The following is a 24596-nucleotide window of genomic DNA, read 5'->3' on the forward strand; positions in this document are numbered from 1 at the left end:
CATGAAGGTTCGATTCTGTTCAGCTGTGCTCAGCTTGGCCCTGGTTGGTTCAAGTGTATCCGTTCACGCCGTGTCTAAAGAAGAATTGTTGAAGGAACAACAGGAGGTCGAGTCCCGTCTGCAAGAGACGGAACGATCACAGAATCAGACATCTGAGAAGTTAATCTTGACGAAAAAAGAACGCCGCCTCGCAGAGGAGCGTTTGGATGAAGTCAACAGCCGTTTGGATGATTTAGCGAGTGAAATTGCAGATCAACAAGCGGCTGTTTCTGCATCAAAAGAAGAGTTGCAAGCGATCGAAGAAGCGATTAAACAAACATTGTCCGAGTTACGGGCGCAGGAAGATTTACTTGGGAACCGGCTTCGTGCCGTTCAGCGGGATGGCGACATCAAATACATCGAAGTGTTGCTCGACTCAAAAGATTTCGGCGATTTAATCTCGCGTTTTAGTACTGTCAGTGAAATCATTAAACAAGATGACGGTGTTTTGAATGCCTATAAAGCAAATGTCACGGAATTGACGGAGCAACGCGCAAGTCAAGAACTCATCCTCGGTCAGCTTAAAAAAGACCAACGGAAACTGTTGATTCTTCAGACGCGGATCATTGCGGAATCTGAGTTGAAACGAAAACTGGTCGTCCAATTGAACGATCAGGTCAAACAATTGAAGCAGGAGCAGTTCACGAAGGCGGAAGAAGCCCAAATCTTAGCGGATCAGCAACAATTGATTAGCACGCAACTGACGGAACTCGAAGAAGCAGCGCGTGCCGCTGAACAAGCAAAGATAAAGGCGGAAGCAGAACGTCTCGCCCGTATCGAGGCAGCGAAACGTGAGCAAGCGGAAGCGGACGACACGCAGGCGGCGGACCGCGCGGCATCGCCAACGACGAAAACGCAGCCGGTACCATCTGCGACGGATCATGCAAAGCCATTTCAATTACCTGTCTCCGGTTACGTGTCCAGCCCGTTCGGTCCACGGAACAATCCGTTGACCGGCAAGTCGGAGATTCATACAGGCATCGATCTCGTCAATGCTAAAGGAACACCGATTCAGGCGGCGGCAGGTGGTATCGTCCTGCGCGCCGGAAGTGCGACAGGATACGGGAATGTCGTGATGATCACCCATCTGATCGACGGGAAAGTCTGGACGACGGTTTACGGACATCTTGATTCCGTCGCCGTGGAGGCAGGGCAAACGATCATGCCGGGGACGGTCATCGGAAAGTTAGGTTCGACAGGCTGGTCGACTGGTCCTCATCTTCACTTTGAGATTCATCAAGGGGAGTGGGCGGTCGGACAACCGAACGCGGTCGATCCAGCCCCGTACATCTTTTGATTGACCTATAGCTCTTTAGCGAAAAGATAGGGTAACCTATTTTTTTCAGACTGTAGACAACGTGCTATCGGGAGATCAAGCGTCTTTTTCGTTGCTTTCCTCGGGCGAGGCGCAAGCCGTTGCTCCTTGGATCCTAGCGGACAACGAGCAGGGTCTTGCCTGTCTCTGATAGTGCGTTAACAACGCACTTCTCCCGTAGGAGTCAACGAAACGTGACGCTTTTTAGGTAATATCGTGACGGAAAGCCCGAACGGATTGTCTCTCGATATCTCCTGTTCACTCTCTATAAGAATTTGTCTACACGTTGAAAAGATAGGGTAACCTATCTTTTTTTGCTATACTGAAAAAAATAGCAGGTTTACACCGGAAACGAGGAATCAAGCGTGAAAAAATCTACAACGGCAGTCATAGCAGTCAGTACATTCGGACTTGGCCTAGGGGCAGGCGCAGTCGGTATGTTAGCAACAGGTGGTACCGACACGGTGACGACCAGTTCATCGGGCGAATCGGGGGACTGGAAAAAGGTTGATCAAGTCCGCCAGATGATTTCACAGTATTACCTAGAAGATGTCACGGATCAAGAATTGCTTGAAGGAGCACTCAGTGGGATGACGGAAGTGCTTGACGATCCCTACTCGGTCTACATGGATGAATCGGAAACGGCGTCGTTCAACACGAATCTGTCTTCATCGTTTGAAGGAATTGGCGCGACACTGGAGCAAAAGGGTGAGGCAATTGTCATCGTCGCTCCGATTAAAGGGGCACCCGCTGAAAAAGCAGGAATCAAGCCGGGTGACGTCATTATAGAAATCGATGGCAAGTCGACGAAAGGTCAAAAGACGGATCAAGCTGTCAAAAAGATTCGTGGTGAAAAAGGGACGGAAGTCGTCTTGACGATTCAACGCGGGGGACAAGACCCGATGAAAATCACGATTGAACGCGATACGATTCCGATTGAGACCGTTTATTCGGAAACAGAACAAGTGAACGGGAAAACGATTGGTGTACTCCAAGTGACTCAGTTCTCTGACCCGACTGCAGAAGAGTTCGAAAAGCAACTCGCTGCTCTCGAAGCGAAGAATATCGATGGACTCGTCATTGACGTCCGGGGAAACCCGGGCGGACTGTTGACGGCAGTTTCGAAAATGATTGCGCCATTCATTCCGAAAGATACATCGATTTTCCAGGTCGAAGACAATAAAGGCGACCGGACGCAGGAATTCGGGAAGGCGGACGCGAAGAAACCTTATAACATCGTCGTGTTGGAAGATAGCGGTTCCGCGTCAGCGTCAGAAATTTTAGCCGCCGGTCTGAAAGAAGGCGCCGGTGCAGAAGTCGTCGGTACAAAGTCATTCGGTAAAGGGATCGTCCAAAGTGCGTATGACTTAAAAGATGGCAGTGACCTGAAGCTGACAACGAACAAATGGTTGACGCCAGATGGGAACTGGATTCACAAAAAAGGAGTTAAACCGACCGTTGAAGTCAAACAACCCGCGTATTTCAATGTCACGAAAATATTGACGGATGACAAAGCGCTCAATGTCGGGGACTATGGAAAAACTGTCGAAAATGCACATCTCGTGCTCGAAGCGATCGGTTACGATCCGAAAGGGCAGGATGGGTATTATGGCGACACGATGAAACAAGCAGTCGAACAACTTCAAAAAGATGCCAAGCTCGAAGTCACGGGTAAGATTGACCCGGTGACGGCTTCCGAGATGGAGACACGTCTCTTGAAAAAGTTAGAAGACTCGAAAAATGATGTACAACGCATCAAGGCACTTGAAGTTGCTGCTGAATAAATCACGGAAAGAGGTCTGAATGGGCGTGGAATTATTCGATGGAATCGGTTGGACAGTGATTAGTCTTATCGCTAGTCCAATCCTGTGGTTAGCCATTCTAGTCAGTGTTGTAATCGGTATTCGTCGCGTCAGGCGAGAACGGAACTTGTTCCGCTCGAAATCACGCGATCAACGGACCGACATTTTTGAGACATTACTGCCCGGTCTGCTCGTCGGGATTGTCTTATCTGCAATCAGTTTGAGTTTACAGGTGACCGTCAGCCCGGTCTTCATTGTCGCCTTTACGGCGCTCGCTGCCGTGACATTAGTGATTGGCGTCGTCCGGTTTAACTTGCCGCTTTGGCCGCTCAGCGTTTTGGCACTTATCGGGTGGTTCGTGACGGATGAACGGATGGACGGGATTAAAGAGGTCGACGCGACGACGTTGCTGTTGCTTGCGAGCTTGACGCTGCTGGCAGAATTGGCGCTCGTCGCGTGGCGCGGTCAAAAGCAGTTGTCCCCATCACTCGTCTTATCGAAGCGGGGGCGTTTCATCGGTGGGTTGTCCGCGAACAAACTGTGGTTGATTCCGTTGCTCGTCATTGTTCCAGGCAGTAGTCTCGAGGAATGGTTTCCGCGGTTCGCTTTTCCGGAGTACGTCCCGCTCGTGCTCTTTTTCCCGCTCGGTTTCAGTTTTCTGTTCACAGGAAAATTGCCGGCTGAGTTGATGCGTCCATTGATTCGGGGTCGCGTCATCACATTGTTACTCGCGGTCTTGTTGACACTTGGTGCGTACGTGACGAACCGGGAAGAATGGTTATTCGGTCTACCGCTCCTGCTCGTCTTGCACATCATCTTGCACCAACGGGTCAAACGTTTGAATCGTTCAGCGACGCCGATTTTCCTCAATGGAAAACGGGGTGTCGTCATCCTGGGGACGTTCCCTGGATTACCGGCATCAGAAATGGGGCTCGTACCCGGAGAAGCCATCTATAAGGTCAACGGTGATTTTGTTGATTCCGAGACGAGCTTCTATGAAGCGATTCAAAAGCATAAACCATACTTACGTCTCGAAGTGATGAATCATAATGGAGATGTTCGGTTTGCACAACGGGCTTTTTATGAACAAGATCATCATGAACTCGGCATCATGTTCGTCAGTGAGCCGGGGAATCGCCGGACGAAAATTCGAACGCTTCAATAATGAACATCCTCTATCACGTGAGTGGTAGGGGATGTTGTTGTTTCTTGAGTGAACTTTATCTTTTTCAGAGATAATCCGTACTGGGACTTTTTCTTTTTTGGAAAAACGGGTAACTTCCTAGAAGGAGCACTTCATAATCGAATGTTTGTTCGTAAAGTGATACAATAAAGATAGATTTTTTACGGAATGAGGGGGAAGTTAGCGATGGATTTTGAGTTAGTGTCACCATTTGAACCAGGCGGCGATCAGCCGGCTGCCATTAAACAATTGGTCACCGGCGTCAAGAACGGCGAGCGGCATCAAACGTTGCTCGGAGCGACCGGAACCGGTAAGACGTTCACCGTCTCGAACGTCATCAAAGAGATTAAAAAGCCGACGTTAGTCCTGGCGCATAATAAAACACTGGCCGGGCAACTGTACTCGGAGTTCAAAGAATTTTTCCCGAACAACGCGGTCGAGTACTTCGTCAGCTTTTATGATTACTATCAACCGGAAGCGTATGTCCCGTCGACGGACACGTTCATCGAAAAAGACTCGTCCATCAACGATGAGATTGATAAACTCCGTCACTCGGCGACATCTTCCTTGTTTGAGCGAGATGACGTCTTGATCGTTGCGTCCGTCTCGTGTATCTACGGTCTCGGTAACCCGGAAGAGTACAATAATCATGTGTTATCGCTTCGTGTCGGCAATGAGATGGGGCGTAACGAGATGCTCCGTCGTTTGATTGACATTCAATATGAACGAAATGACATCGACTTCCAGCGCGGGCGGTTTCGTGTCCGTGGTGATGTCGTCGAGATTTTCCCGGCGTCACGAGACGAACAATGTGTCCGTGTCGAATTTTTTGGTGACGAAATCGAACGGATTCGCGACATGGATCCGTTGACAGGTGAAATCATCGCCGACCGTGAACATATCTCAATCTTCCCGGCGTCCCACTTCGTGACGGGGGACACACGTCTTCAAAAAGCAATCGCGAACATCGAAGTCGAACTTGAGACGCAACTCGCGAAGATGCGTGAAGACGGGATGTTACTCGAGGCACAACGTCTTGAGCAGCGGACGAACTACGATCTCGAGATGATGCGTGAAATGGGTTACTGCTCAGGAATCGAAAACTACTCCCGTCATTTAAACCTGATGCCGGAAGGATCAACGCCGTATACGCTCATCGATTACTTCCCGAAAGACTTCTTGCTCGTCGCCGATGAGTCGCACGTCACGTTACCGCAAATCCGCGGGATGTATAACGGTGACCAGGCGCGGAAACAAGTCCTCGTCGAGCATGGTTTCCGTTTGCCGTCAGCGAAAGATAACCGGCCGCTTCGTTTTGAAGAGTTTGAAGAGAAGGTCAGTCAAGCAATTTATATCTCAGCGACGCCGGGACCTTATGAGCTTGAGCACTCAAAAGAGATGGTCGAACAAATCATTCGTCCGACAGGACTCGTCGATCCGACGATCGAGATTCATCCGATCACGGGTCAAATCGATTACTTGATGGACAACATCCGGGACCGCGTTGCGAAAAATGAACGGGTTCTCGTGACGACATTGACGAAAAAAATGTCGGAAGACTTGACCGATTATTTAAAAGAGAACGGTGTCAAGGTCAACTACATGCACTCGGAAATCAAGACGCTCGAACGGATTGAAATCATTCGCGATCTGCGGCTTGGTAAGTATGACGTACTCGTCGGGATCAATCTGCTTCGTGAAGGACTCGATATTCCGGAAGTGTCGCTCGTGACGATTCTCGATGCGGATAAAGAAGGTTTCTTACGGTCCGAGCGATCATTGATTCAGACGATCGGACGGGCGGCCCGGAACTCGGAAGGGCACGTCGTCCTGTTTGCAGACAAGATTACGGATTCGATGCAACGGGCAATGGATGAGACGGAACGTCGGCGCAACATTCAGCTCGCGTTCAATAAAGAACACGGCATTACGCCGAAAACGATTCAAAAAGACGTTCGCGGTGTCATCAGTACGACGATTGAAAGTGATGATACGGTCGAAAAACTGGAGAAATTCAATAAACTGAAAAAACCGGAGCGCGAAACGCTACTCGAACAGTTGGATCAAGAGATGCGACAAGCAGCGAAAGACATGCAATTCGAGCGCGCAGCAGAGCTTCGAGATCTTATATTAGAATTGAAAGCAGGTGCCTAAGTTGGGAGACAAGAAAAACAAGATTATCATCAAAGGCGCTCGCGTCAATAACCTCCAAAACATCGATGTCGAAATCCCGCGCGATCAGCTCGTCGTCTTGACGGGCTTATCGGGATCCGGTAAGTCATCACTCGCGTTCGATACGATTTATGCGGAAGGGCAACGACGTTATGTCGAAAGCCTCTCCGCTTATGCACGCCAGTTTTTAGGGCAGATGGATAAACCGGACGTCGATGCGATTGAGGGACTTAGTCCGGCAATTTCGATCGATCAAAAAACGACGAGTAAAAACCCCCGCTCGACTGTCGGGACGGTGACGGAGATTTATGATTACCTCCGTCTGCTGTATGCGCGAATCGGCAAACCGATCTGTCCGAACCACGGGATTGAGATCTCGAGTCAAACGATCAGTCAGATGGTCGACCAAGTGATGGAGTTACCTGAGCGGTCGCGGTTGCAGATTTTGGCACCGATTGTTTCCGGACGAAAAGGGGCGCATGTCAAAGTCTTTGAAGATTTGAAAAAAGAGGGCTTCGTTCGTGTCCGTGTCAATGGCGATACGATTGATTTAACGGATGACATCGCACTCGAAAAAAACAAGAAACACTCGATTGAAGTCGTCGTCGACCGTGTCGTCGTCCGACCGGACGTCGAATCACGGCTCGCCGACTCACTCGAAACAGCACTTCGCCTCGCGGAGGGACGTGTCATCGTCGATACGATGGATGGCAATGAGCTCCTTTTCAGTGAGCATCATGCGTGTCCCATTTGTGGTTTCTCAATCGGAGAACTCGAACCGCGGATGTTCTCGTTCAATTCGCCATTCGGGGCCTGTGCCTCATGTGACGGACTCGGGACGAAACTTGAAGTCGATGTCGATCTTGTCGTACCGCATGCAGACAAGTCACTCAACGAAGGGGCAATCGTCGCGTGGGAACCAACGAGCTCACAATATTATCCGCAATTGCTCAAAGCAGTCTGTGAGCACTTTAAAATCGACATGGATACGCCGTTCGAACAGTTGTCAGACGAACAACGCGACATCATTTTAAACGGCAGCTCGAAAGAAGAAATTCACTTCCGTTATGAAAATGACTTTGGCATGGTCCGCAACACGGATCTGTTCTTTGAAGGTGTCTTGAATAACTTGCAACGTCGCTACAAGGAGACGTCGTCGGATTACATCCGCGAACAGATGGAAGGATATATGGCGAAAAAAGCATGTCCGACTTGTAAAGGGCATCGTCTGAAACGCGAATCGCTTGCTGTCAAAGTATCCGGTATCCACATCGGAGAAGTGACGAAGATGTCAGTCAAGCAAGCCGTCATCTGGTTTGAAGAGTTACCGGCGAAACTATCGGAAAAAGATCAAACGATTTCGCGGATGATCGTCCGCGAGATTCATGAACGGTCGTCGTTCTTAGAAAACGTCGGTCTCGATTATTTGACGATTTCCCGTGCTGCCGGCACATTGTCCGGTGGGGAAGCGCAACGGATTCGTCTCGCGACACAAATCGGCTCCCGTCTGACAGGTGTCCTCTATGTCCTTGACGAACCGTCAATCGGCTTACACCAACGTGATAACGACCGATTGATCAGTACGCTGAAAACAATGCGCGATCTCGGAAATACGTTGATCGTCGTCGAACATGATGAAGACACGATGATGGCAGCGGATTATTTGATTGATATCGGACCCGGTGCCGGTGATCACGGCGGCTTCGTCACAGCGGCCGGTCGACCGGAAGAATTAATGAACGACGCGAATTCACTGACCGGACAATATTTGTCGGGGAAGAAGTTCATTCCTGTGCCGACTGAACGGAAACAACCGGACGGACGGGCGTTACGAATTAAAAAAGCGTCAGAAAATAACTTAAAAAATGTCGACGTCGACATCCCGCTCGGCTTGTTTGTTGCCGTGACCGGAGTATCAGGTTCCGGGAAGTCGACATTGATTAATGAAATTCTCTATAAGACGATTGCACATGAGATGAACCGGGCAAAAGAAAAGCCGGGAGCGCATAAAGGCATCACAGGACTCGACCAAATCGATAAAGTCATCGACATCGACCAATCCCCGATCGGTCGGACGCCACGTTCGAACCCGGCGACATATACCGGTGTCTTTGACGACATTCGTGATGTTTTCGCTTCGACGAACGAAGCGAAGTTACGCGGCTATAAAAAAGGACGCTTCAGTTTCAACATCAAAGGTGGCCGGTGTGAAGCGTGTCGCGGAGACGGGATCATTAAAATCGAGATGCATTTCTTGCCGGACGTTTACGTTCCGTGTGAAGTCTGTCACGGGAAACGGTATAACCGCGAGACGCTCGAAGTAAAATATAAAGGTAAAACGATTTCGGACGTTCTTGCGATGACAGTCGAAGAGGGACTCGAGTTCTTCGAAAAAATTCCGAAAATCAGCCGGAAGCTGCAAACGATTGCTGACGTCGGATTGACGTACATGCGTCTCGGACAGCCGGCGACGGAACTGTCGGGCGGTGAAGCACAACGCGTGAAGCTTGCTTCGGAACTGCATAAGCGGTCGACTGGGAAAACGATTTACATTCTCGATGAACCGACGACGGGACTGCATGTCCATGATATCGCCCGCCTGTTGAAAGTCTTGCAACGCCTCGTCGACAACGGCGATACGGTCCTCGTCATCGAGCATAACCTCGACGTCATTAAGACGGCGGATTACTTGATTGATCTTGGTCCGGAAGGTGGCGATGGTGGAGGTATGATTGTTGCAACAGGAACACCGGAAGACATCGTGCAAGTCAAGGAATCGTATACAGGACATTACTTGGCACCTGTTTTGGAACGGGACGCAGCCCGAATCGAATCATGAAACTTTTTTGACGGAGGATTCGTAAAAGGGAAGTAAGGGAAGTAGAACGAAAGAGTGAATAAGTTTTCCTGCGTCATAGCGTGTTCAGAAAATAGGAGGGGAATGTTCATGAAACAAGATATGCGTCAGTTGATACTTGAACAGGTAAAAGAAGGAAAGTTGACGATCGATGAGGCACTCGATAAGCTCGAACGCCTTGAAGCACTCGATCAGCAACAATCGACGACAGCAAGTAATCATAAGTATGTCGATGAACCGGAACAGTACGACCGCGTCGATCATTACACGGTTGATTCACTGACGTCGAAAGTGATGTCTGCTTTTGATGGTCTCGTCAACCGGATTAAAGAGAGTGATCTCTCATTAAATCAGACGTCCGGTCCGAACGTCACGTACGTCAAACAATTCCCATTCAGTGGAGAGACGATTCATTTGGATTTATTTAATGCCAATGCTGTCGTCGAACCAAGTGATTTAGAGGAGTGTGAGTTGACGGTGACGGGGCGTCCGCTTCGCCAAGTCAATGAGGAGCAAGCGCTCGAACAACTTCAAGCGTCGCTTCAACATTCCGTCTCCGCTAACACGCTATCGATTCGCTTGAAAGATAAACGCGTCCGGGCGACGATCCACTTAAAAGTTCCGCGTCGTCACTACGAGGCGTTCGTGTTACAGACGTTGAATGGCGAGATTACGTTGTCGTCGCTTGACGCGACGAGCGTTCAACTGATGACAGCGAACGGACGGATCCATGTCCGCGATCTTTATAGTGAGGATTTGAAAGCTTCGACGGCGAACGGTTCGATTGAAGTCGAAGAGTCAGAAGTCAAAATGTTAAAAGCGAAGACGGCGAATGGTCAAATCATCGCGAACGGGGTTTTTGAACGTTCTGAGCTGAAAACCGCGAACGGCAATGTCCGTTGTGAACTCAAAACAGCCCATGACGCGAAGATTCAAGCGTCGTCACTCGCGGGAAGCATTGCTTTGATGTTGCCGCATGGTGCTGAAGTATATGGTGAGCTGGAAACAAACTTTGGTGGGTTGAATTGTAACCTCGATGAGATGGAAGTGATTCGCGACCAAAAAGATGTCGTGAACCGTAAACTTCATTTCGTCTCCGGTCGTGATCGGACGCCGAAGATTGAAGTCGAAGCCGATACGAAAACGGGAACGATTTCCGTGACGCACGGTGTTCACTTAAGTCCGCAAGCGTTCTAATCAAAAATCCCGCCTGCTTCCTGAAATGAACTGAGCCCTAGAGTTTGGACAGTTTAATAAAAGCACCCTTAACGTATTAAGCTGCTATGAGATGGCTTCGGTATTGTACCGGAGTCATCTTTTGTAGTTTCCATTGTCTTCGTTCGCTATTGTAATAATCAATGTAAGCATCGACCATGGCACAGACCTCATCGAGGTCAGATGCTAATTTATAATCGACATAATCTTTCAAGTGCCCAAAGAACGATTCCATCGGGGCATTATCCAGGCAGTTTCCTCTACGGGACATGGATTGAAGCATTCCCATCTCACGGATGCGTGTTTGATAAGCAGGATGCGTATAATGGAATCCTTGATCGGAATGTATCATGGCTTCCGGGTGTATATTCCCTTGAAGTCGTTCTGCGAGTTTATTCGTTGTATGAAGGACTAGTTCCATATGGAGGCTTGTAGATAGATGATGTGCCATAATTTCACGTGTAGCGACATCCTTCACACAAGAGAGATAAACAGTTTGACCAGATCCAATACGGAGATAAGTGATGTCTGTGACGAATACCTTACCAGGCTCATCTTGATCGAACCGACGGTTCAAGTGGTTCGGTACAGTCTTATGTTCATATGTCGATTTAGCGATTTTACGATAAGCGTTCTGCCTACGGATTTTCGTCACGATTCCAAACTTCCTCATGATACGCAAAATACGTTTATGATTCATCGGTCCACCAATAAGATCAAGCATCTCCATGTAAAGACCACGATAGCCGATTTTTCCCTTGTGACGATCATGAACACGTTTTAGAAGTAGGTAGTCCGCATAGTCGCGTTCTTCCCGAAGGGAAACACTATCCGTACGTGCGAGCCAGGCGTAATAACCACTGCGGCTCACTTCAGCGAGCGTACATAGATACGTCACGAATCGGCCCGATGATTGCTTCCGTAAGACAATATTGATTGCCTGATAGCGCTCAGATGCGGTTAGTTTCGATACTTCGCCTCTCTTTCGAGAGCGTCGAGCTTTTTTAGTAATTCGTTCTCCGCTGTGAGGTACTTGATTCGTGCTTCAGCTTTCGCAAGGCGTCGTTCGACGGAATCATCTTTTTTCGGTCGACCTCCAAGATTTGATTTTCCACGTCTCTCATTCAAGAGTCCTTCTTCTCCATAAATGCGATAGGTCTTCCGCCATCGTTTCAACGCTTCATTCGTTGTTCGCTTACCGATCATGTCCAGGTCAAAGCCGCTTTCTTCAAAGATTTGTATCGGTCGCTTACCAGCTAAATTCTCACGTACAGCGTGAATCTTAAATTCTCCTTTATATTGAATCGTACGATCTGATACCGAGGCTACGTGAAGATTCGCTTCAAGTTGTCTGATTTGATCTGGATTGAAGGTACGTCTGTTCATGAATAATTCTCCCGTCTAAATTGAATAGATACAGTATATCGATATCTTTAAACACAAAAAACCCCGAATGGGGTCTTTTATCAAGTGTCCACCATTCAGGGTTCAGTTCAAAACCGGAGCCGGCGGGATTTTTTTATCGCTTCTTGATGAAAATGTATGATTAAGCATCGCAATCAAAAAATGATGTGCGTTTGTCTACAGTCAAAAAGGAGGGGATGCCATCTAAATGATGCGCATCCCCTTCTTTTTGATTAGTAGTTATAGTCTTCATCCATCATTGGTTCGTCCCAGTTCATATTGTCGAAGTTGTTCATGTCGTACCCGAATGAAATGAATGTGATGACACCGACGATAGCGAGGATGATTGCGGCAATAATTAAGCCGATTCCCATCCAACTTTTGCTGCGCGCCCGGTTCCAATAAAAGACGATTGCGAGAATGAGTGAAATAAATGGACCACTTAGCACGATTCCGACCAGTGAGATGATGAAAAATAAGAGTGCCGTTTGATTTTGATCACGCGAATAAGCCTTCCACATATCGATTAACGAGATGATGATGTAGACGAGTCCGAGGATTGCAAGGATCCCGCATAAAATCATAATGATAATCATTCCGATACCACTACCTGACATATTCATCATTATCAAAACCTCCTTTCTTGTTTTCTCTAACGTTATTCCTTTCCCAAGATTATCAGCTTCTAATCGAATTCATTGATTTTAGCAAAAATATGGTACAATACTTCAAGTGAAAGGGGCTGATTGAGCGTGCAAGCAAAAGTGCGAACAGCTGAAATCGTAAAGCAATTCAATTTAAAAATTGTCACCGGAGAAGAAGGACTACATCGTCCGATTTTGACGGCTGATCTCTGTCGACCGGGCCTCGTCCTCGCTGGTTATTATGCGTATTATCCGGCAGAACGTCTGCAAGTCCTCGGGAAAACAGAATTGACGTTTTTCAACAACCTGACGTATGAGGAACAGCTCGAACGAGCAAACGTCCTCTGTACAGATGAAACACCAGGGATTTTAGTGACGCGCGGGTTTGAGGTACCGGAAGCGATCATCAAAGCAGCTGACGAAACGAACGTACCGCTCTTGACGACGAAGGGACATACGACATCGGTCGAATCTCAAATCACGAACTTCCTCGAAGCGGAACTCGCCCCGACGACAGCGATGCACGGCGTCCTCGTTGATATTTACGGAGTCGGCGTCTTCATCAAAGGGGCAAGTGGTGTCGGTAAATCCGAAACGGCACTCGAACTCGTCAAACGGGGACACCGCCTTGTCGCGGACGACTCCGTTGAAATTCGTCAGACGGGTGACGGCATCTTAGTCGGGACAGCGCCGAAATTGATTCAGCATCTCCTTGAGATTCGCGGAATCGGCATCATCGACGTCATGACGTTGTTCGGTGCAGGTGCTGTACGGTCGCATAAAAAAATCAGCCTCGTCTGTAATCTGGAAATTTGGGATCAAACGAAAGTCTATGACCGCGTCGGTCTTGATCAAGAGACGTTACAAATTATCGATACGGAAATTCCGTTTTTGACGATTCCGGTTCGTCCCGGTCGTAACCTTGCCGTCATCATCGAAGTCGCGGCGATGAACTATCGTCTGAAAAATATGGGCATCAACACAGCAGAAGAATTCGCCGGACGTCTCGCGCAAGCGATTGAAGACGGGAACGGTGGTCTATGATGGGGACACTCGCAACGGTACAACCGACATTCGACCGCGTCGCGATTGAGCTCGGTCCGATTCCAATCTATTGGTATGGTGTCGTCATCGCCTTGGGCGCAATCGTCGGCTTGATGATCGCGATCTTCGAATCGAAGCGAATCGGTTTCAACGAAGAATACGCGGTCGATGTCGTCATCTGGTCGATTCCGATCAGCATCATCTGTGCCCGGATTTACTATGTGGCTTTCGAGTGGCAGTATTACGGTCAACATCTCGATCAAATCATCAACATCCGCCAAGGCGGAATCGCGATTCACGGTGCCATCATCGGGGCGATTTTGACAGTCATCCTGTATACGCGAAAGAAAAACATTTCGTTTTGGCAAATCGCCGATATCCTGGCGCCGTCACTCCTGTTTGGCCAAGCGGTTGGACGTTGGGGCAACTTTTTCAACCAAGAAGCGCACGGGGGAGAGACGACATGGTCGTTCCTGCAAGATACGTTGCACTTGCCGAACTGGATCGTCAATCAGATGTATATCGACGGCGTCTATTACGTGCCAACGTTCCTCTATGAGAGCATTTGGAACATCATCGGCGTCATCTTGTTGATTGTCTGGCGGATGAAGTTCAATCCGCGTCGCGGCTACGTCTTCCTCGGTTACCTCGTCTGGTACTCGATTGGACGTTACTATATTGAAGGGCTCCGGACAGATAGTCTGTTGATGGGGGACGGACTGCGGACGGCACAAATCGTCTCGATTTGTTTAATCGTCTTCGGACTCGTCATGATGGTCATCCGGAAAAATGCTGTCCGCTACTTGGATGGAACGACACGGGAGGCGAAGTGAAACGATGATTAATACGATTCTATTTGATTTAGACGGTACGTTGATTGATACGAACCCGTTGATTCTAAAAAGTTTTGAACATACGCTCAGTTACTACTATCCGGAACGGACGTTTACGGAGGCAGAATTGCTTCCGTTCATCGGTCCAACACTGGAAAAATCATTTTCAGAGCTCAACGCCAAGCAGTGGAAAGAGATGGTCGCCTTTTACCGCAGCTATAACATCGCGATGCATGACGCACTCGTCCTTGAATATCCGGGTGTCCTCGACGGTTTACGCCGCTTGAAGGAACAGGGCTACAAGATGGCGATCGTGACGTCAAAAAGTCGTCGCGTCGCCTTAAAAGGGATTGAGCTGTTCGGACTGACGTCACTGTTTGAGACAATCATCGCAGCAGACGATGTGACGGAAGAAAAACCAGCCGTCGAACCATTTGAAAAAGCGATGGCACTCCTCGGTTCGACAACAGACGAGACAATCATGGTCGGGGATAACGACACGGATATCAACGGCGGGAAAAATGCCGGGTTGAAAACCGTTGCGGTCGGCTGGGCGATTAAAGGACGTCCGTATCTCGAAGCATTAGAGCCAAGCGTCATCATCGACTCGATGGAACACTTGAGTGACTGGATCGAGGCGCAAAATGGCACGGCGGACTGATCGCTATCACGTCGGGGCGACGAATCCGTTATGGCACATGTACCGGACGGTTTCGTTCTTCAAGGTCATGTGGTGTTTCCTCATCATTACAATCGGACGCTTTTCACCGTCGCTCCGCTTTAAGAATGGCTTGTACCGGACGTGTCTCCGGATGAAGATCGGCGACCGGACGGCGCTTGCCTTGATGGTGATGCCGGACACGATGTTCCCGGAACGGATCTCGATTGGCTCGAATACGATCATCGGCTTCAACACGACGATTCTCTGTCATGAGTATTTGACGACCGAGTACCGGATCGGCAACGTGACGATCGGTAGTGACGTCTTAATCGGCGCGAACGTGACGATTTTACCAGGGGTGACGATCGGGGACGGTGCTGTCATCGGTGCCGGTTCCGTCGTTCACCGGGACATCTTACCGAACGAACGTGTCTCGAGTCAGCCGCTTCGCCGGCATGAAATGTGACGAAACTGTGAGAAGGAGGTCGATTCGCAATGAATTATATTCGCTTCACCTATAAGACCGGAAAGTATTTCGGAAGATTATTCGCAGAACGTCCACAAGGTCTCGTCGTTGAAGTCCTCGCGGTCGAGAAACATCCGACGCAAGGTGATCTGCATCAACCGAACCAAGTTGACGTACCGCTCTTCCATATCCGTACCGCCTTACATCAACACGAAAAAATCACGGTTTCTCCAAGCGTCGTCTATGCATATGACGGAGAGATTCAAGCGTATTCCGACAGCTTACGCCAAGCATTCGAAAAAGATGTTGAGCGTCTGCAAAACAAGAATCCGCAAGAAGATGCTTTTGTACGAAAATGCTTAGAGAACTACAAGGAACTCGAAACCATTTATGCGAAACGCTGGGCGTAAACCCCGGCGTTTTTTTCTGTTGCAACGCTATCCGAGATAGGTTATTCTTGTCTCTGCAACTACGAAACTAGATTTATATTATGGGGGCTTGAATCACTATGGAATTAACGGAATACAAAGCAGACCCCTTTGCGATTACAACGCGCCAAGCGGAACTTTTTTATTTTCGCGGACGGAAGGCGCATCGGGAAGGGAGACTCGAAGAGGCGGTCTATCATCTTGACGAAGCGACGACGCTTCAACCAGAAGATGTCCGTTACCTACTACGTTACGCACGTGTCCTGTTCGAAACAGGAGAAATCAATCATGCGAACGACGTATTGAAACGTGTCCGTGCACTCGATGAGTCAAATACCGAATCACTCTTTTATTTAGCGAACAACTATGCGCACGTTTCTTTATATGAAGAAGCAAAAGAATATGCGCTCGAATATTTAAAACATGCGCCGGCAGGCAAACACGCAGAGGCATCGGCCGCACTCGTGGAATTGATTGATCTTGAGCAAGAGCTTGAGGATGACGATGAAGATGAGTTGATTCGTCTCCATGCACAAGCCCAGCGCCAAATCGATAAAGGGATGTTGTTTGCAGCACAGGACACACTCGAGTCCTTGATCGCGACATACCCGACATTTTGGCCAGCCTACAATAACTTGGCAATCGTCGAATTTTATCTCGGTGAAAATGACCGGGCTTTCCATTCGCTTGAACGCGTCTTAGAAGGAAATCCGGGAAACCTCCACGCGCTTTGTAATACGCTCGTTCTCTTACATGAGATGGGGCAGGATGAAGAAGCGCACCGTCTGTCACGGAAGCTCGAACACGTTCGTTCCGTCAATCTTGAAACACGTTATAAAGTCGCATCGACTCTTGCGATCATCGGTCGTCATGACTTAGCGTACGAAGAATTGAAATTGCTCGAACGCCGTGGCTATCGAGGCGACCCACTATTCGGTCACTGGTTATCGATTTCTGCATTCAAAACGGGACATATCGAAGAAGCCGCAGCCTTCTTACAATCAAAAGAAGCCGCGAGCTTACGGGAAGAACAAGAGGCATACGACATTCGTCATAACCTTCAGTTTCGTTCAGCCTTGATTCAAGCGTTGAAAACGGAAGATGATGTCTCACGCATTTTCACGGCTTTGTTACTCGGGAAACTAAATGACGAGGAAGCACGGTTAGCCCTTTCGATGATGCCGGAAGTGACGGATCACGAAGATGTCCTGCAGCTGACAGAACAAATTTTGCATGAGATGAATGGACGGAGCGATATCGTCGATGAAAGGATTCATCGTGCCTTACAGACGATTCGTCTCGCAGAACATTACGTATCTGACGAAGAGCGGATGAGCCTTGAAGGCGATTTTTATGAACGGTTTGCCCGACTCGTCCTCAGTGGCGAAACGTTCGACTCGGTCGAACGTTCAGCCGCTGCACTAATCCATCTGTTTCACGAGTTACGGGAAGGGATGTTGATTGAAGAGTGTGCCGAACTGGTTGATGTCTCCTTTGACGAGGTGGCGATGACGATTCGTGCCTACAAACAACACCTGACACCTGCTCGGGCAAAATGTTAGACGTTTGCCATATTCTCACCTATACTCAAATTACAACGAAACTTAAGATGGGGTGGAAACATGACAGAAACTGCTGAAAAAATTTATGATGTCATCATCATCGGTGCAGGTCCTGCCGGAATGACGGCAGCACTTTACGCATCACGCGCAAACCTTTCAACACTGATGATTGAACGTGGTATTCCAGGCGGTCAAATGGCCAACACGGAAGATATCGAAAACTATCCGGGATACGATAGCATCCTCGGACCGGACCTTTCACAAAAAATGTTCGATCACTCGAAAGCATTCGGCGCAGAATATGCGTACGGTGACGTCCGTAGCATCGAGGATGGACGTGCTTTTAAAACGGTCCATGCACACAACAAGGATTATCATGCGCGGGCGATCATCATCGCATCGGGCGCACAATATAAGAAAATCGGTGTACCGGGCGAAGAAGAGCTCGGCGGCCGTGGTGTCTCGTATTGTGCCGTTTGTGACGGAGCTTTCTTTAAAGAAAAAGAATTGTTCGTCATCGGTGGTGGGGATTCAGCGGTCGAGGAAGGTGTCTACTTGACACGTTTCGCGAAAAAAGTCACAATCGTCCACCGTCGTGAAGAATTACGTGCACAAAAAATTCTTCAAAAACGTGCGTTCGATAACCCGAAAATCGATTTCATCTGGAATCATACCGTCAAACAAATCAACGAACAAGACGGTAAAGTCGGTTCGATTGATTTAATCAATACGAAAACGGCAGATGTGACGACACATCCGATCGATGGTGTCTTCATCTACATCGGAATGAACCCGATCACAGGTTACGTCCAAGATCTTGGTATCTTGAACGATCAAGGATATGTTGTGACGAACGAAGGCATGGAGTCAAACATCAAAGGAATCTTCGCAGCTGGAGACGTCCGTGAGAAAACGCTCCGTCAAGTCGTTACGGCAACGAATGATGGTTCGATTGCTGCTCAAAATGCACAGCATTATATCGAAGCGTTACTCGAGGAATTACAGGAATCATCACAGGTGTAAGACAGGAACCAGCTTTGTTGGAGGGGACTTCAATGAGGCTGGCTCTTTTTTTATGCTATACTGAATTTGGAATAAAAAATACACGCGGAACTGTTGTCTGGAGGGCGAAAAGATGGAAGAGAATCAACCGCAATTGGTCATCATCACGGGAATGAGTGGAGCTGGAAAGAGTGTCGCCATGAATAGCTTTGAGGACTTAGGCTACTTCTGTGTCGACAATCTCCCACCGACGTTACTGCCGCAATTGATTGAAATGATTGGGCAAGTCCGTCCGAAAATTGCCGTCGCCATCGATACACGTGCTCGTGATTTTATTGATAGTTTCTTTGTCGTTTACGAAGATTTGAAAAAAACGAACCTGCAGATTCGGATGTTGTACTTAGACGCACGCAATGACGTCCTCGTGCGCCGCTATAAAGAGTCGCGGCGTTCGCATCCACTGGCGCCGACTGCGTCACCACTGATCGGTATCGAGCGAGAGCGGACGTTGCTCGAAGGATTCCGTGACAAGGCACAGATGCTGATTGATACGAGTGACATCAAACCGCTTGCACTGAAAGAACGCTTGCTCAAAGAATTTACGGAAGGGGAACGGATTCCCTTTACCGTCAATGTGATGTCATTTGGTTTCAAGCACGGACTGCCGCTCGATGCCGATCTCGTCTTTGACCTTCGTTTTCTGCCGAATCCGTTTTACATCCCGGAGTTACGTCCGAAAACGGGACTCGATCTCGAAGTATCGTCATACGTCATGAAGTGGCCGGAAGCAAAATTGTTCTATAAAAAGCTTGTCGACTTGCTCGAGTTCCTGATTCCCCAGTACGAACGGGAAGGAAAATCACAACTCGTCATCGCCCTCGGCTGTACAGGTGGTAAACACCGCTCGATTACGTTTGCGGAAGCAATCAGTAAAGAATTTGAAAACCAGTATCACGTCGTCACGAATCACCGGGATTATGTTCACGCGAAGGAGGAAAAGTAATGAAATGGGAACGGAAAGTCGTCGCGATTGGCGGTGGAACGGGCTTGTCGACTCTTTTGCGTGGACTGAAGCATTATCCGCTCGACATCACGGCCATCGTCACGGTCGCGGATGATGGGGGGAGCTCGGGGCGCTTACGGACAGAGTTCAACATGTTGCCGCCGGGTGACATTCGAAACGTCATCGTCTCGCTATCGAAGTCCGAGACATTGATGGACCGGATCATGCAGTACCGTTTTGAAACGGGAGAAGGACTTCACGGTCACTCGCTCGGAAACTTGATGCTGACGGCTGCGACGCAGCTCTGTAACGGCTCGTTCGTCGAGGCGATTGGCGTCATGGGACAACTGTTGAATGCGGAAGGGAAAGTCTATCCGGCGACGGAGCGGACGATTACGTTATGTGCCGAGTTCGAAGACGGGACGATTGTCAAAGGCGAGTCGTTGATTCCGAAAGTCGGAAAGGTCATCGAACGGATTTATTTGGAAGAAGAAGATGTCCGTCCGGTACCGGAAGCGATTCAAGCAATCCTTGAGGCCGATGTCATCGTCCTCGGACCAGGGAGTCTCTATACGAGTATCATCCCGAACGTCTTGATTGATGAAATCCGGGAAGCGATTAAACAATCGCTTGCACCTGTCGTCTATATTTGTAACGTCATGACGCAACCGGGTGAGACGACGGCCTTCACGGCAAATGATCACTTGACTGCGCTCGAACGTTTTCTTGGTCAAGGTGTCGTCGATACAATCATCGTCAATAATGAATCAATCGATGCAAGCTATTTGCGAAAATACCAAAAAGATCATGCCGATATCGTCACTTACGATGATGAACGTTTCGTCGAGGCGGGAATTGAAGTGCTCGCGGACGATATCGTCGACTATAACCATCATTTCATCCGTCATGACGCGGACGCGGTCGCGAGCCTCGTCATGCGGAAAGTATTATCGATTCGACGGGTGCGTCAACTCGAAGGGAAGGAGGAATTGACGTGAGTTTTGCTTCAGAAGTTAAAAAAGAATTAACACAGATTGCCATCACGGATCACGAGATGAAGGCGGAATTAGCGGCGCTCGCACGGATGAACGGTGCGATTTCGTTCGGACTCGGCCGCGGATTGACACTTGATATTTCGACTGAAAATGCGTCGATCGCGCGACGGATTTATTCATTATTAAAACGGGCATACGGGGTCCATCTGGATCTACTCGTCCGAAAGAAAATGCGCCTCAAAAAAAATAACGTCTACATCGTTCGAGTGAAGCAACAAGCCGATAAGATTCTGCAGGATTTAGGCATCCTCGGCGAAGGATTCACGATGATTCGTTCAATCAGCGATACGATTTTAAAAGATGAACGGCGGGCACGTGCCTATTTACGGGGGGCGTTCTTAGCCGGAGGGTCACTGAACAATCCGGCGACGTCGTCGTACCATTTAGAAATCTTCAGTCTCTATGAGGATCACAATGCGGCGCTTCGGAGTTTGACGAACCAATTCGATTTGAATGCAAAAGCAATCGAGCGTAAGAAAGGGCACATCCTTTACATCAAGGAGAGTGAAAAAATCTCTGATTTCCTCAAGGTAGTCGGAGCGACCCATTCGATGCTTCGTTTTGAAGATGTCCGGATTTTAAAAGATATGCGGAATTCGGTCAATCGTCTCGTCAACTGTGAGACAGCGAACCTCAACAAAACGGTCGGGGCAGCGCTCCGCCAAGTGGAGAACATCAAATTTCTCGAACGGACGGTCGGACTCGATGTCTTACCGGACAAGTTACGGGAAATCGCGATTTTACGCGTGACGCATCAAGACGTGACGCTGCAAGAGCTCGGCGAGATGGTTGAGAGCGGCTCCATCTCAAAATCAGGGATCAATCATCGATTGCGGAAAATTGATCAAATCGCGGATAAACTCCGGAATGGTGAGTCGTTGACAGGTGCGCTCTAAAGGGGAAACTTGCGAGATGAACCATAGTCTACTATAATATATAGTCGATGCAACTAAATGTTCGAATTAAGGAGTTTTTGAAATGGCTAACGAAAAAAAACGTATTTCGCTGACAGTCGATGCGAAATTTGATGAAGTCTTGACGAAAAAAGCAAAATCAATCGGTGTACCGAAAAGTACACTCGTGACATTCGCAACATCACTCTTCCTTAAGCAATTGCAAGCAGAAGAAGAGCTTTCACCACATGCGAACGGGATTTACACATTGATTCGTGAAAACCACGACATCGTGTCTGATATTACAGATCTCATCGACTAACACAAACGATCCTTTTCAGGTTCGGGACGAACTTTCATGATTTAATGAAGTTCATGCCCGGCGTGGAGAGGATTTTTTTTTGAAGACAACAAAAAAATGACCGCTGATGTAAAAACATCAACGGTCGGTCGGGTTAACAGATTAAGCGCGCTCCATGACGCGGTCGATGAGACCGTAGTCAGCTGCTGCTTGAGCAGACATGAAGTTATCACGCTCTGTATCGCGTTCGATGACTTCAAGGGGTTGTCCTGTGTTTTCTGCCATGATTTTGTTTAAGTGTTCACGCATTTTGATGATACGTTCTGCATGAATTTTAATGTCTGACGCTTGTCCTTGTGTGCCGCCGAGCGGTTGGTGAATCATAATCTCAGCGTTTGGAAGGGCAAAACGTTTTCCTTTTGCGCCTGCTTGTAAGAGGAACGCACCCATTGAAGCGGCCATTCCAATACAAATTGTTGAAACTTGTGGTTTGATGAAGTTCATCGTATCGTAAATCGCCATACCCGCCGTGATTGAACCGCCCGGGCTGTTGATGTAGAGCGAAATTTCTTTATCTGGATCCTCTGCTGCTAAGAAGAGCAATTGGGCAACGACTGAGTTGGCGACGTTATCGTCAATCGCGCTCCCGAGAAGAATGATACGATCCTTGAGCAAACGTGAATAGATATCGTAAGCACGTTCCCCGCGGTTGGTTTGTTCGATGACTGTTGGAATTAACATAGTCTTTGCCTCCTTATGATGGTATGTAGCTCATATTCGACTTATTCCTATCATAATCCTTTGGTCAATATTGGTCAAAAGATACGATGCGACTTTTATGTATTTTTCCTGAATGGCATTGAATTAAACATATCAATATAGAAAAAAAGGCAATACCGCGAACGGCATTGCCTGTAGATTCAAAGATGGTACACCCGGAGAGATTTGAACTCCCGACACCTGGTACCGGAAACCAGTGCTCTATCCCCTGAGCTACGGGTGCATGTTTTTTACTGAACAATTAATAGTATACCGACATTTTTTCAGGAAAGCAATACTCGATTGATAAATTCAACATTTTTTTTCGGGCGAAAGATGCTTAAGGAGGACTTTCTAGACGGTCGGAAGATTTTTTTCCTCTATACTATATAGAAGAGTTAAAGATGCAATGGAATGAAGGGAGATCCGACGATGGAACAGCGCCAGGAACAGACGCAACGGATGACGTTATCGACGTCCCAATTGTTTCAGTTGACGATTCTTGAAGAATCATTTGCTGAACTCGAAGAACATGTATACCGAATCATACGCCGGACAAGCGCTTATCGGAATAATCTCAGTAAAACAATCGACGTTGATTTTGGCCGCGTCGCAGACCGTGTCGCTTCATTTGAAGCGACGCTTCTTCAGCAAATACGTTTAGAATCGGTCAGACAGGAAATAGGATATATGGCGGAACAACTCATGACGTACTTAGATACGGATGGATTATTGCGGACGACGGATGCGCAACTGGCAACATTGTTAGAGGCGGACGTCAGTCTCGTAAAACAAGCACGACACGTTTTACAACGGTGTGAACCGACGGGAATTGCGGCACGTTCCGCGAATGAATGCCGGTTGTTGCACGCACTCGAACTAGATGACGCGTTATTGATTGATGTCGCGACGGATTTGAATGAAGGGATTGCTGTCAAACAAGTACTTCAAGACATTGATGATGCAACAGACCGGATACGGATCAAAGCGGCGCTCGATCGGTTACCAAAAGCACCGGTCCTTCCGGAGACGACCGTTCTGACGATTCCGGAAGCAGACATCGAATTCCGTGACGGCGAGTTGACGATCAACTGGTCCGATCTCGAAATCGACCGGAGCTGGGCGGACCTCGATGAAGCAAAACCGTTCTTGAGTGCATATGAACGGAGACGGACGACGCTTCGGGCGATTCTGGACGTCATCATCGAGCGACAGCTCAATTGGTTTAAAGGAAAGCTCGAGCTCGCGCCACTGACTAAAAAAGAAGTGGCGGAAGTGACGGGGCATCATCCGTCGACGGTTGGACGGGCGATTGCGAACAAAACGGTCAAGACGATTCAGGGCACGATGTTACTCGAAGATTTTTTCGTCTCACGGACGACGACCGGGACGTCGAGTTTCTTAGTTAAGGTCCGGATCGCTCAACTGCTCGAAGCCGCACCTGTTCCGATGAGTGATCAACAATTGACGGACCGTCTCACAGCGGAGGAGATTACGGTCGCGAGACGAACGGTCGCAAAATATCGGGCAGCCCTTGGTTTGACCCAAGCGGACTTCGAGAGACGAGAGGAAAATTCATGATGCGAACAAAAGAAAACATGCACTTAACACTCTATTCACGTCCGGGTTGTACACTATGTGAGGAAGCCGCCATCTTGCTCGATTTTGTATTAGATGAATTTCCCGAATGGACATTCGAAGAAATCAACATTGACAACGATGCGGCGCTCAGTCTGAAGTACCTCTACGAAATACCGGTTCTCGCACATCAAAACGAAATCTTAAGTCATGGAAAATTTGAGACAGAGGCGGTCAGAAATCGTTTACTTGAAAAAAGATGACGGTCGAGACTTGAAACAAAACGAAGGTACTGTTATGATAGCAATGTACCAAGTGGGACAAGATATGACACGCGGGACGTAAAGTGTCCAGCAATTTGAGAGGAGCGGGAGTTACAT

At 48.4% G+C, this 24596-nt stretch carries 21 protein-coding genes, 1 tRNA gene and 1 pseudogene; 19 read left to right on the forward strand and 4 right to left on the reverse strand.

The features are described 5' to 3' along the window. Position 1 precedes the first annotated feature (1 nt). The 6 genes from KNQ02_RS01125 to KNQ02_RS01150 all read left to right on the forward strand — a co-directional run bounded on the left by KNQ02_RS01125 (position 2) and on the right by KNQ02_RS01150 (position 10565). Entirely contained in the window at positions 2–1336 is a 1335-nt protein-coding gene (locus tag KNQ02_RS01125) for a murein hydrolase activator EnvC family protein (protein WP_214807201.1), read from the forward strand. Positions 1337–1719: 383 nt separating this feature from the next. Further along, positions 1720–3138 (forward strand): S41 family peptidase, encoded by a 1419-nt coding sequence (locus KNQ02_RS01130; RefSeq protein WP_214807202.1) that lies wholly within the window; start codon positions 1720–1722, stop codon positions 3136–3138. A 19-nt stretch (positions 3139–3157) separates the two neighbouring features. Further along, positions 3158–4321 (forward strand): PDZ domain-containing protein, encoded by a 1164-nt coding sequence (locus KNQ02_RS01135; RefSeq protein ID WP_088837757.1) that lies wholly within the window; start codon positions 3158–3160, stop codon positions 4319–4321. A gap of 204 nt (positions 4322–4525) precedes the next feature. Then, positions 4526–6493: an excinuclease ABC subunit UvrB gene (uvrB, locus tag KNQ02_RS01140; protein WP_371816394.1), complete on the forward strand. Its 1968-nt coding sequence runs from the start codon at positions 4526–4528 to the stop codon at positions 6491–6493. A 1-nt stretch (position 6494) separates the two neighbouring features. Beyond that, positions 6495–9350, forward strand: coding sequence for an excinuclease ABC subunit UvrA (uvrA, locus tag KNQ02_RS01145; protein ID WP_214766837.1), 2856 nt, complete (start codon positions 6495–6497; stop codon positions 9348–9350). Between the two features lie 108 nt (positions 9351–9458). Beyond that, positions 9459–10565 (forward strand): DUF4097 family beta strand repeat-containing protein, encoded by a 1107-nt coding sequence (locus KNQ02_RS01150; RefSeq protein WP_029331375.1) that lies wholly within the window; start codon positions 9459–9461, stop codon positions 10563–10565. Positions 10566–10641: 76 nt separating this feature from the next. Here the strand turns inward: KNQ02_RS01150 and KNQ02_RS01155 are convergent. Further along, positions 10642–11969 (reverse strand): IS3 family transposase gene (locus tag KNQ02_RS01155; protein ID WP_214807203.1). Its coding sequence is split into 2 segments (ribosomal slippage): positions 10642–11600 and positions 11600–11969, totalling 1329 coding nucleotides; the frame shifts between segments, so codons are not numbered across the junction. Positions 11970–12220: 251 nt separating this feature from the next. Further along, the gene (locus tag KNQ02_RS01160; protein ID WP_214807204.1) at positions 12221–12613 is read right to left on the reverse strand and encodes a hypothetical protein; all 393 of its coding nucleotides are present in this window, start codon (positions 12611–12613) and stop codon (positions 12221–12223) included. Positions 12614–12739: 126 nt separating this feature from the next. Here KNQ02_RS01160 and hprK point away from each other — a divergent pair, with 126 nt between their 5' ends. From hprK to KNQ02_RS01215, 11 genes are all read left to right on the forward strand, one after another. After that, positions 12740–13675: an HPr(Ser) kinase/phosphatase gene (hprK, locus tag KNQ02_RS01165; RefSeq protein ID WP_029331373.1), complete on the forward strand. Its 936-nt coding sequence runs from the start codon at positions 12740–12742 to the stop codon at positions 13673–13675. Then, positions 13675–14508, forward strand: coding sequence for a prolipoprotein diacylglyceryl transferase (gene lgt, locus KNQ02_RS01170; protein ID WP_088837753.1), 834 nt, complete (start codon positions 13675–13677; stop codon positions 14506–14508). The genes hprK and lgt overlap by 1 nt, the downstream gene beginning before the upstream one ends. Positions 14509–14512: 4 nt before the next feature. Continuing rightward, a complete protein-coding gene (ppaX, locus tag KNQ02_RS01175) occupies positions 14513–15169 on the forward strand; it encodes a pyrophosphatase PpaX (protein ID WP_088837752.1) in 657 nt (218 codons plus the stop codon). Next, positions 15153–15635: an acyltransferase gene (locus tag KNQ02_RS01180; protein ID WP_214766843.1), complete on the forward strand. Its 483-nt coding sequence runs from the start codon at positions 15153–15155 to the stop codon at positions 15633–15635. Before ppaX ends, KNQ02_RS01180 begins: the two co-directional genes overlap by 17 nt. Positions 15636–15664: 29 nt before the next feature. Continuing rightward, positions 15665–16045 carry a kinase-associated lipoprotein B gene (gene kapB, locus KNQ02_RS01185; RefSeq protein WP_214807205.1) on the forward strand — a complete coding sequence of 127 codons (381 nt, stop codon included), beginning with the start codon at positions 15665–15667 and terminating at the stop codon, positions 16043–16045. A 98-nt stretch (positions 16046–16143) separates the two neighbouring features. Next, positions 16144–17625, forward strand: coding sequence for a tetratricopeptide repeat protein (locus tag KNQ02_RS01190; RefSeq protein WP_214807206.1), 1482 nt, complete (start codon positions 16144–16146; stop codon positions 17623–17625). 60 nt (positions 17626–17685) lie between these two features. Further along, the gene (gene trxB / locus KNQ02_RS01195; RefSeq protein WP_029331364.1) at positions 17686–18648 is read left to right on the forward strand and encodes a thioredoxin-disulfide reductase; all 963 of its coding nucleotides are present in this window, start codon (positions 17686–17688) and stop codon (positions 18646–18648) included. A gap of 112 nt (positions 18649–18760) precedes the next feature. Then, positions 18761–19630 carry an RNase adapter RapZ gene (gene rapZ, locus KNQ02_RS01200; protein ID WP_214807208.1) on the forward strand — a complete coding sequence of 290 codons (870 nt, stop codon included), beginning with the start codon at positions 18761–18763 and terminating at the stop codon, positions 19628–19630. Then, entirely contained in the window at positions 19630–20628 is a 999-nt protein-coding gene (locus tag KNQ02_RS01205; RefSeq protein WP_029331362.1) for a gluconeogenesis factor YvcK family protein, read from the forward strand. Before rapZ ends, KNQ02_RS01205 begins: the two co-directional genes overlap by 1 nt. Further along, a complete protein-coding gene (gene whiA, locus KNQ02_RS01210; RefSeq protein ID WP_088837747.1) occupies positions 20625–21581 on the forward strand; it encodes a DNA-binding protein WhiA in 957 nt (318 codons plus the stop codon). Before KNQ02_RS01205 ends, whiA begins: the two co-directional genes overlap by 4 nt. Positions 21582–21663: 82 nt before the next feature. Next, positions 21664–21900 (forward strand): hypothetical protein, encoded by a 237-nt coding sequence (locus tag KNQ02_RS01215; protein ID WP_029331360.1) that lies wholly within the window; start codon positions 21664–21666, stop codon positions 21898–21900. 141 nt (positions 21901–22041) lie between these two features. On the opposite strand, the pseudogene clpP reads toward KNQ02_RS01215, so the two are convergent. After that, positions 22042–22626, reverse strand: a pseudogene (gene clpP / locus KNQ02_RS01220) (ATP-dependent Clp endopeptidase proteolytic subunit ClpP); the annotation flags it as partial. Positions 22627–22806: 180 nt separating this feature from the next. Then, positions 22807–22882, reverse strand: a tRNA-Arg gene (locus tag KNQ02_RS01225). 188 nt (positions 22883–23070) lie between these two features. Here KNQ02_RS01225 and KNQ02_RS01230 point away from each other — a divergent pair. Together KNQ02_RS01230 and KNQ02_RS01235 are read left to right on the forward strand one after the other, a co-directional pair. Then, positions 23071–24219 (forward strand): RNA polymerase factor sigma-54, encoded by a 1149-nt coding sequence (locus tag KNQ02_RS01230; protein WP_214807210.1) that lies wholly within the window; start codon positions 23071–23073, stop codon positions 24217–24219. Beyond that, on the forward strand, positions 24216–24479 hold the full coding sequence (locus KNQ02_RS01235) for a glutaredoxin family protein (RefSeq protein WP_214807212.1): 264 nt from the start codon (positions 24216–24218) through the stop codon (positions 24477–24479). Before KNQ02_RS01230 ends, KNQ02_RS01235 begins: the two co-directional genes overlap by 4 nt. Positions 24480–24596 lie beyond the last annotated feature (117 nt).

Origin of the sequence: Exiguobacterium sp. s102, from assembly GCF_018618635.1 — a bacterium.
Classification (GTDB): Bacteria; Bacillota; Bacilli; order Exiguobacteriales; family Exiguobacteriaceae; genus Exiguobacterium_A; species Exiguobacterium_A oxidotolerans.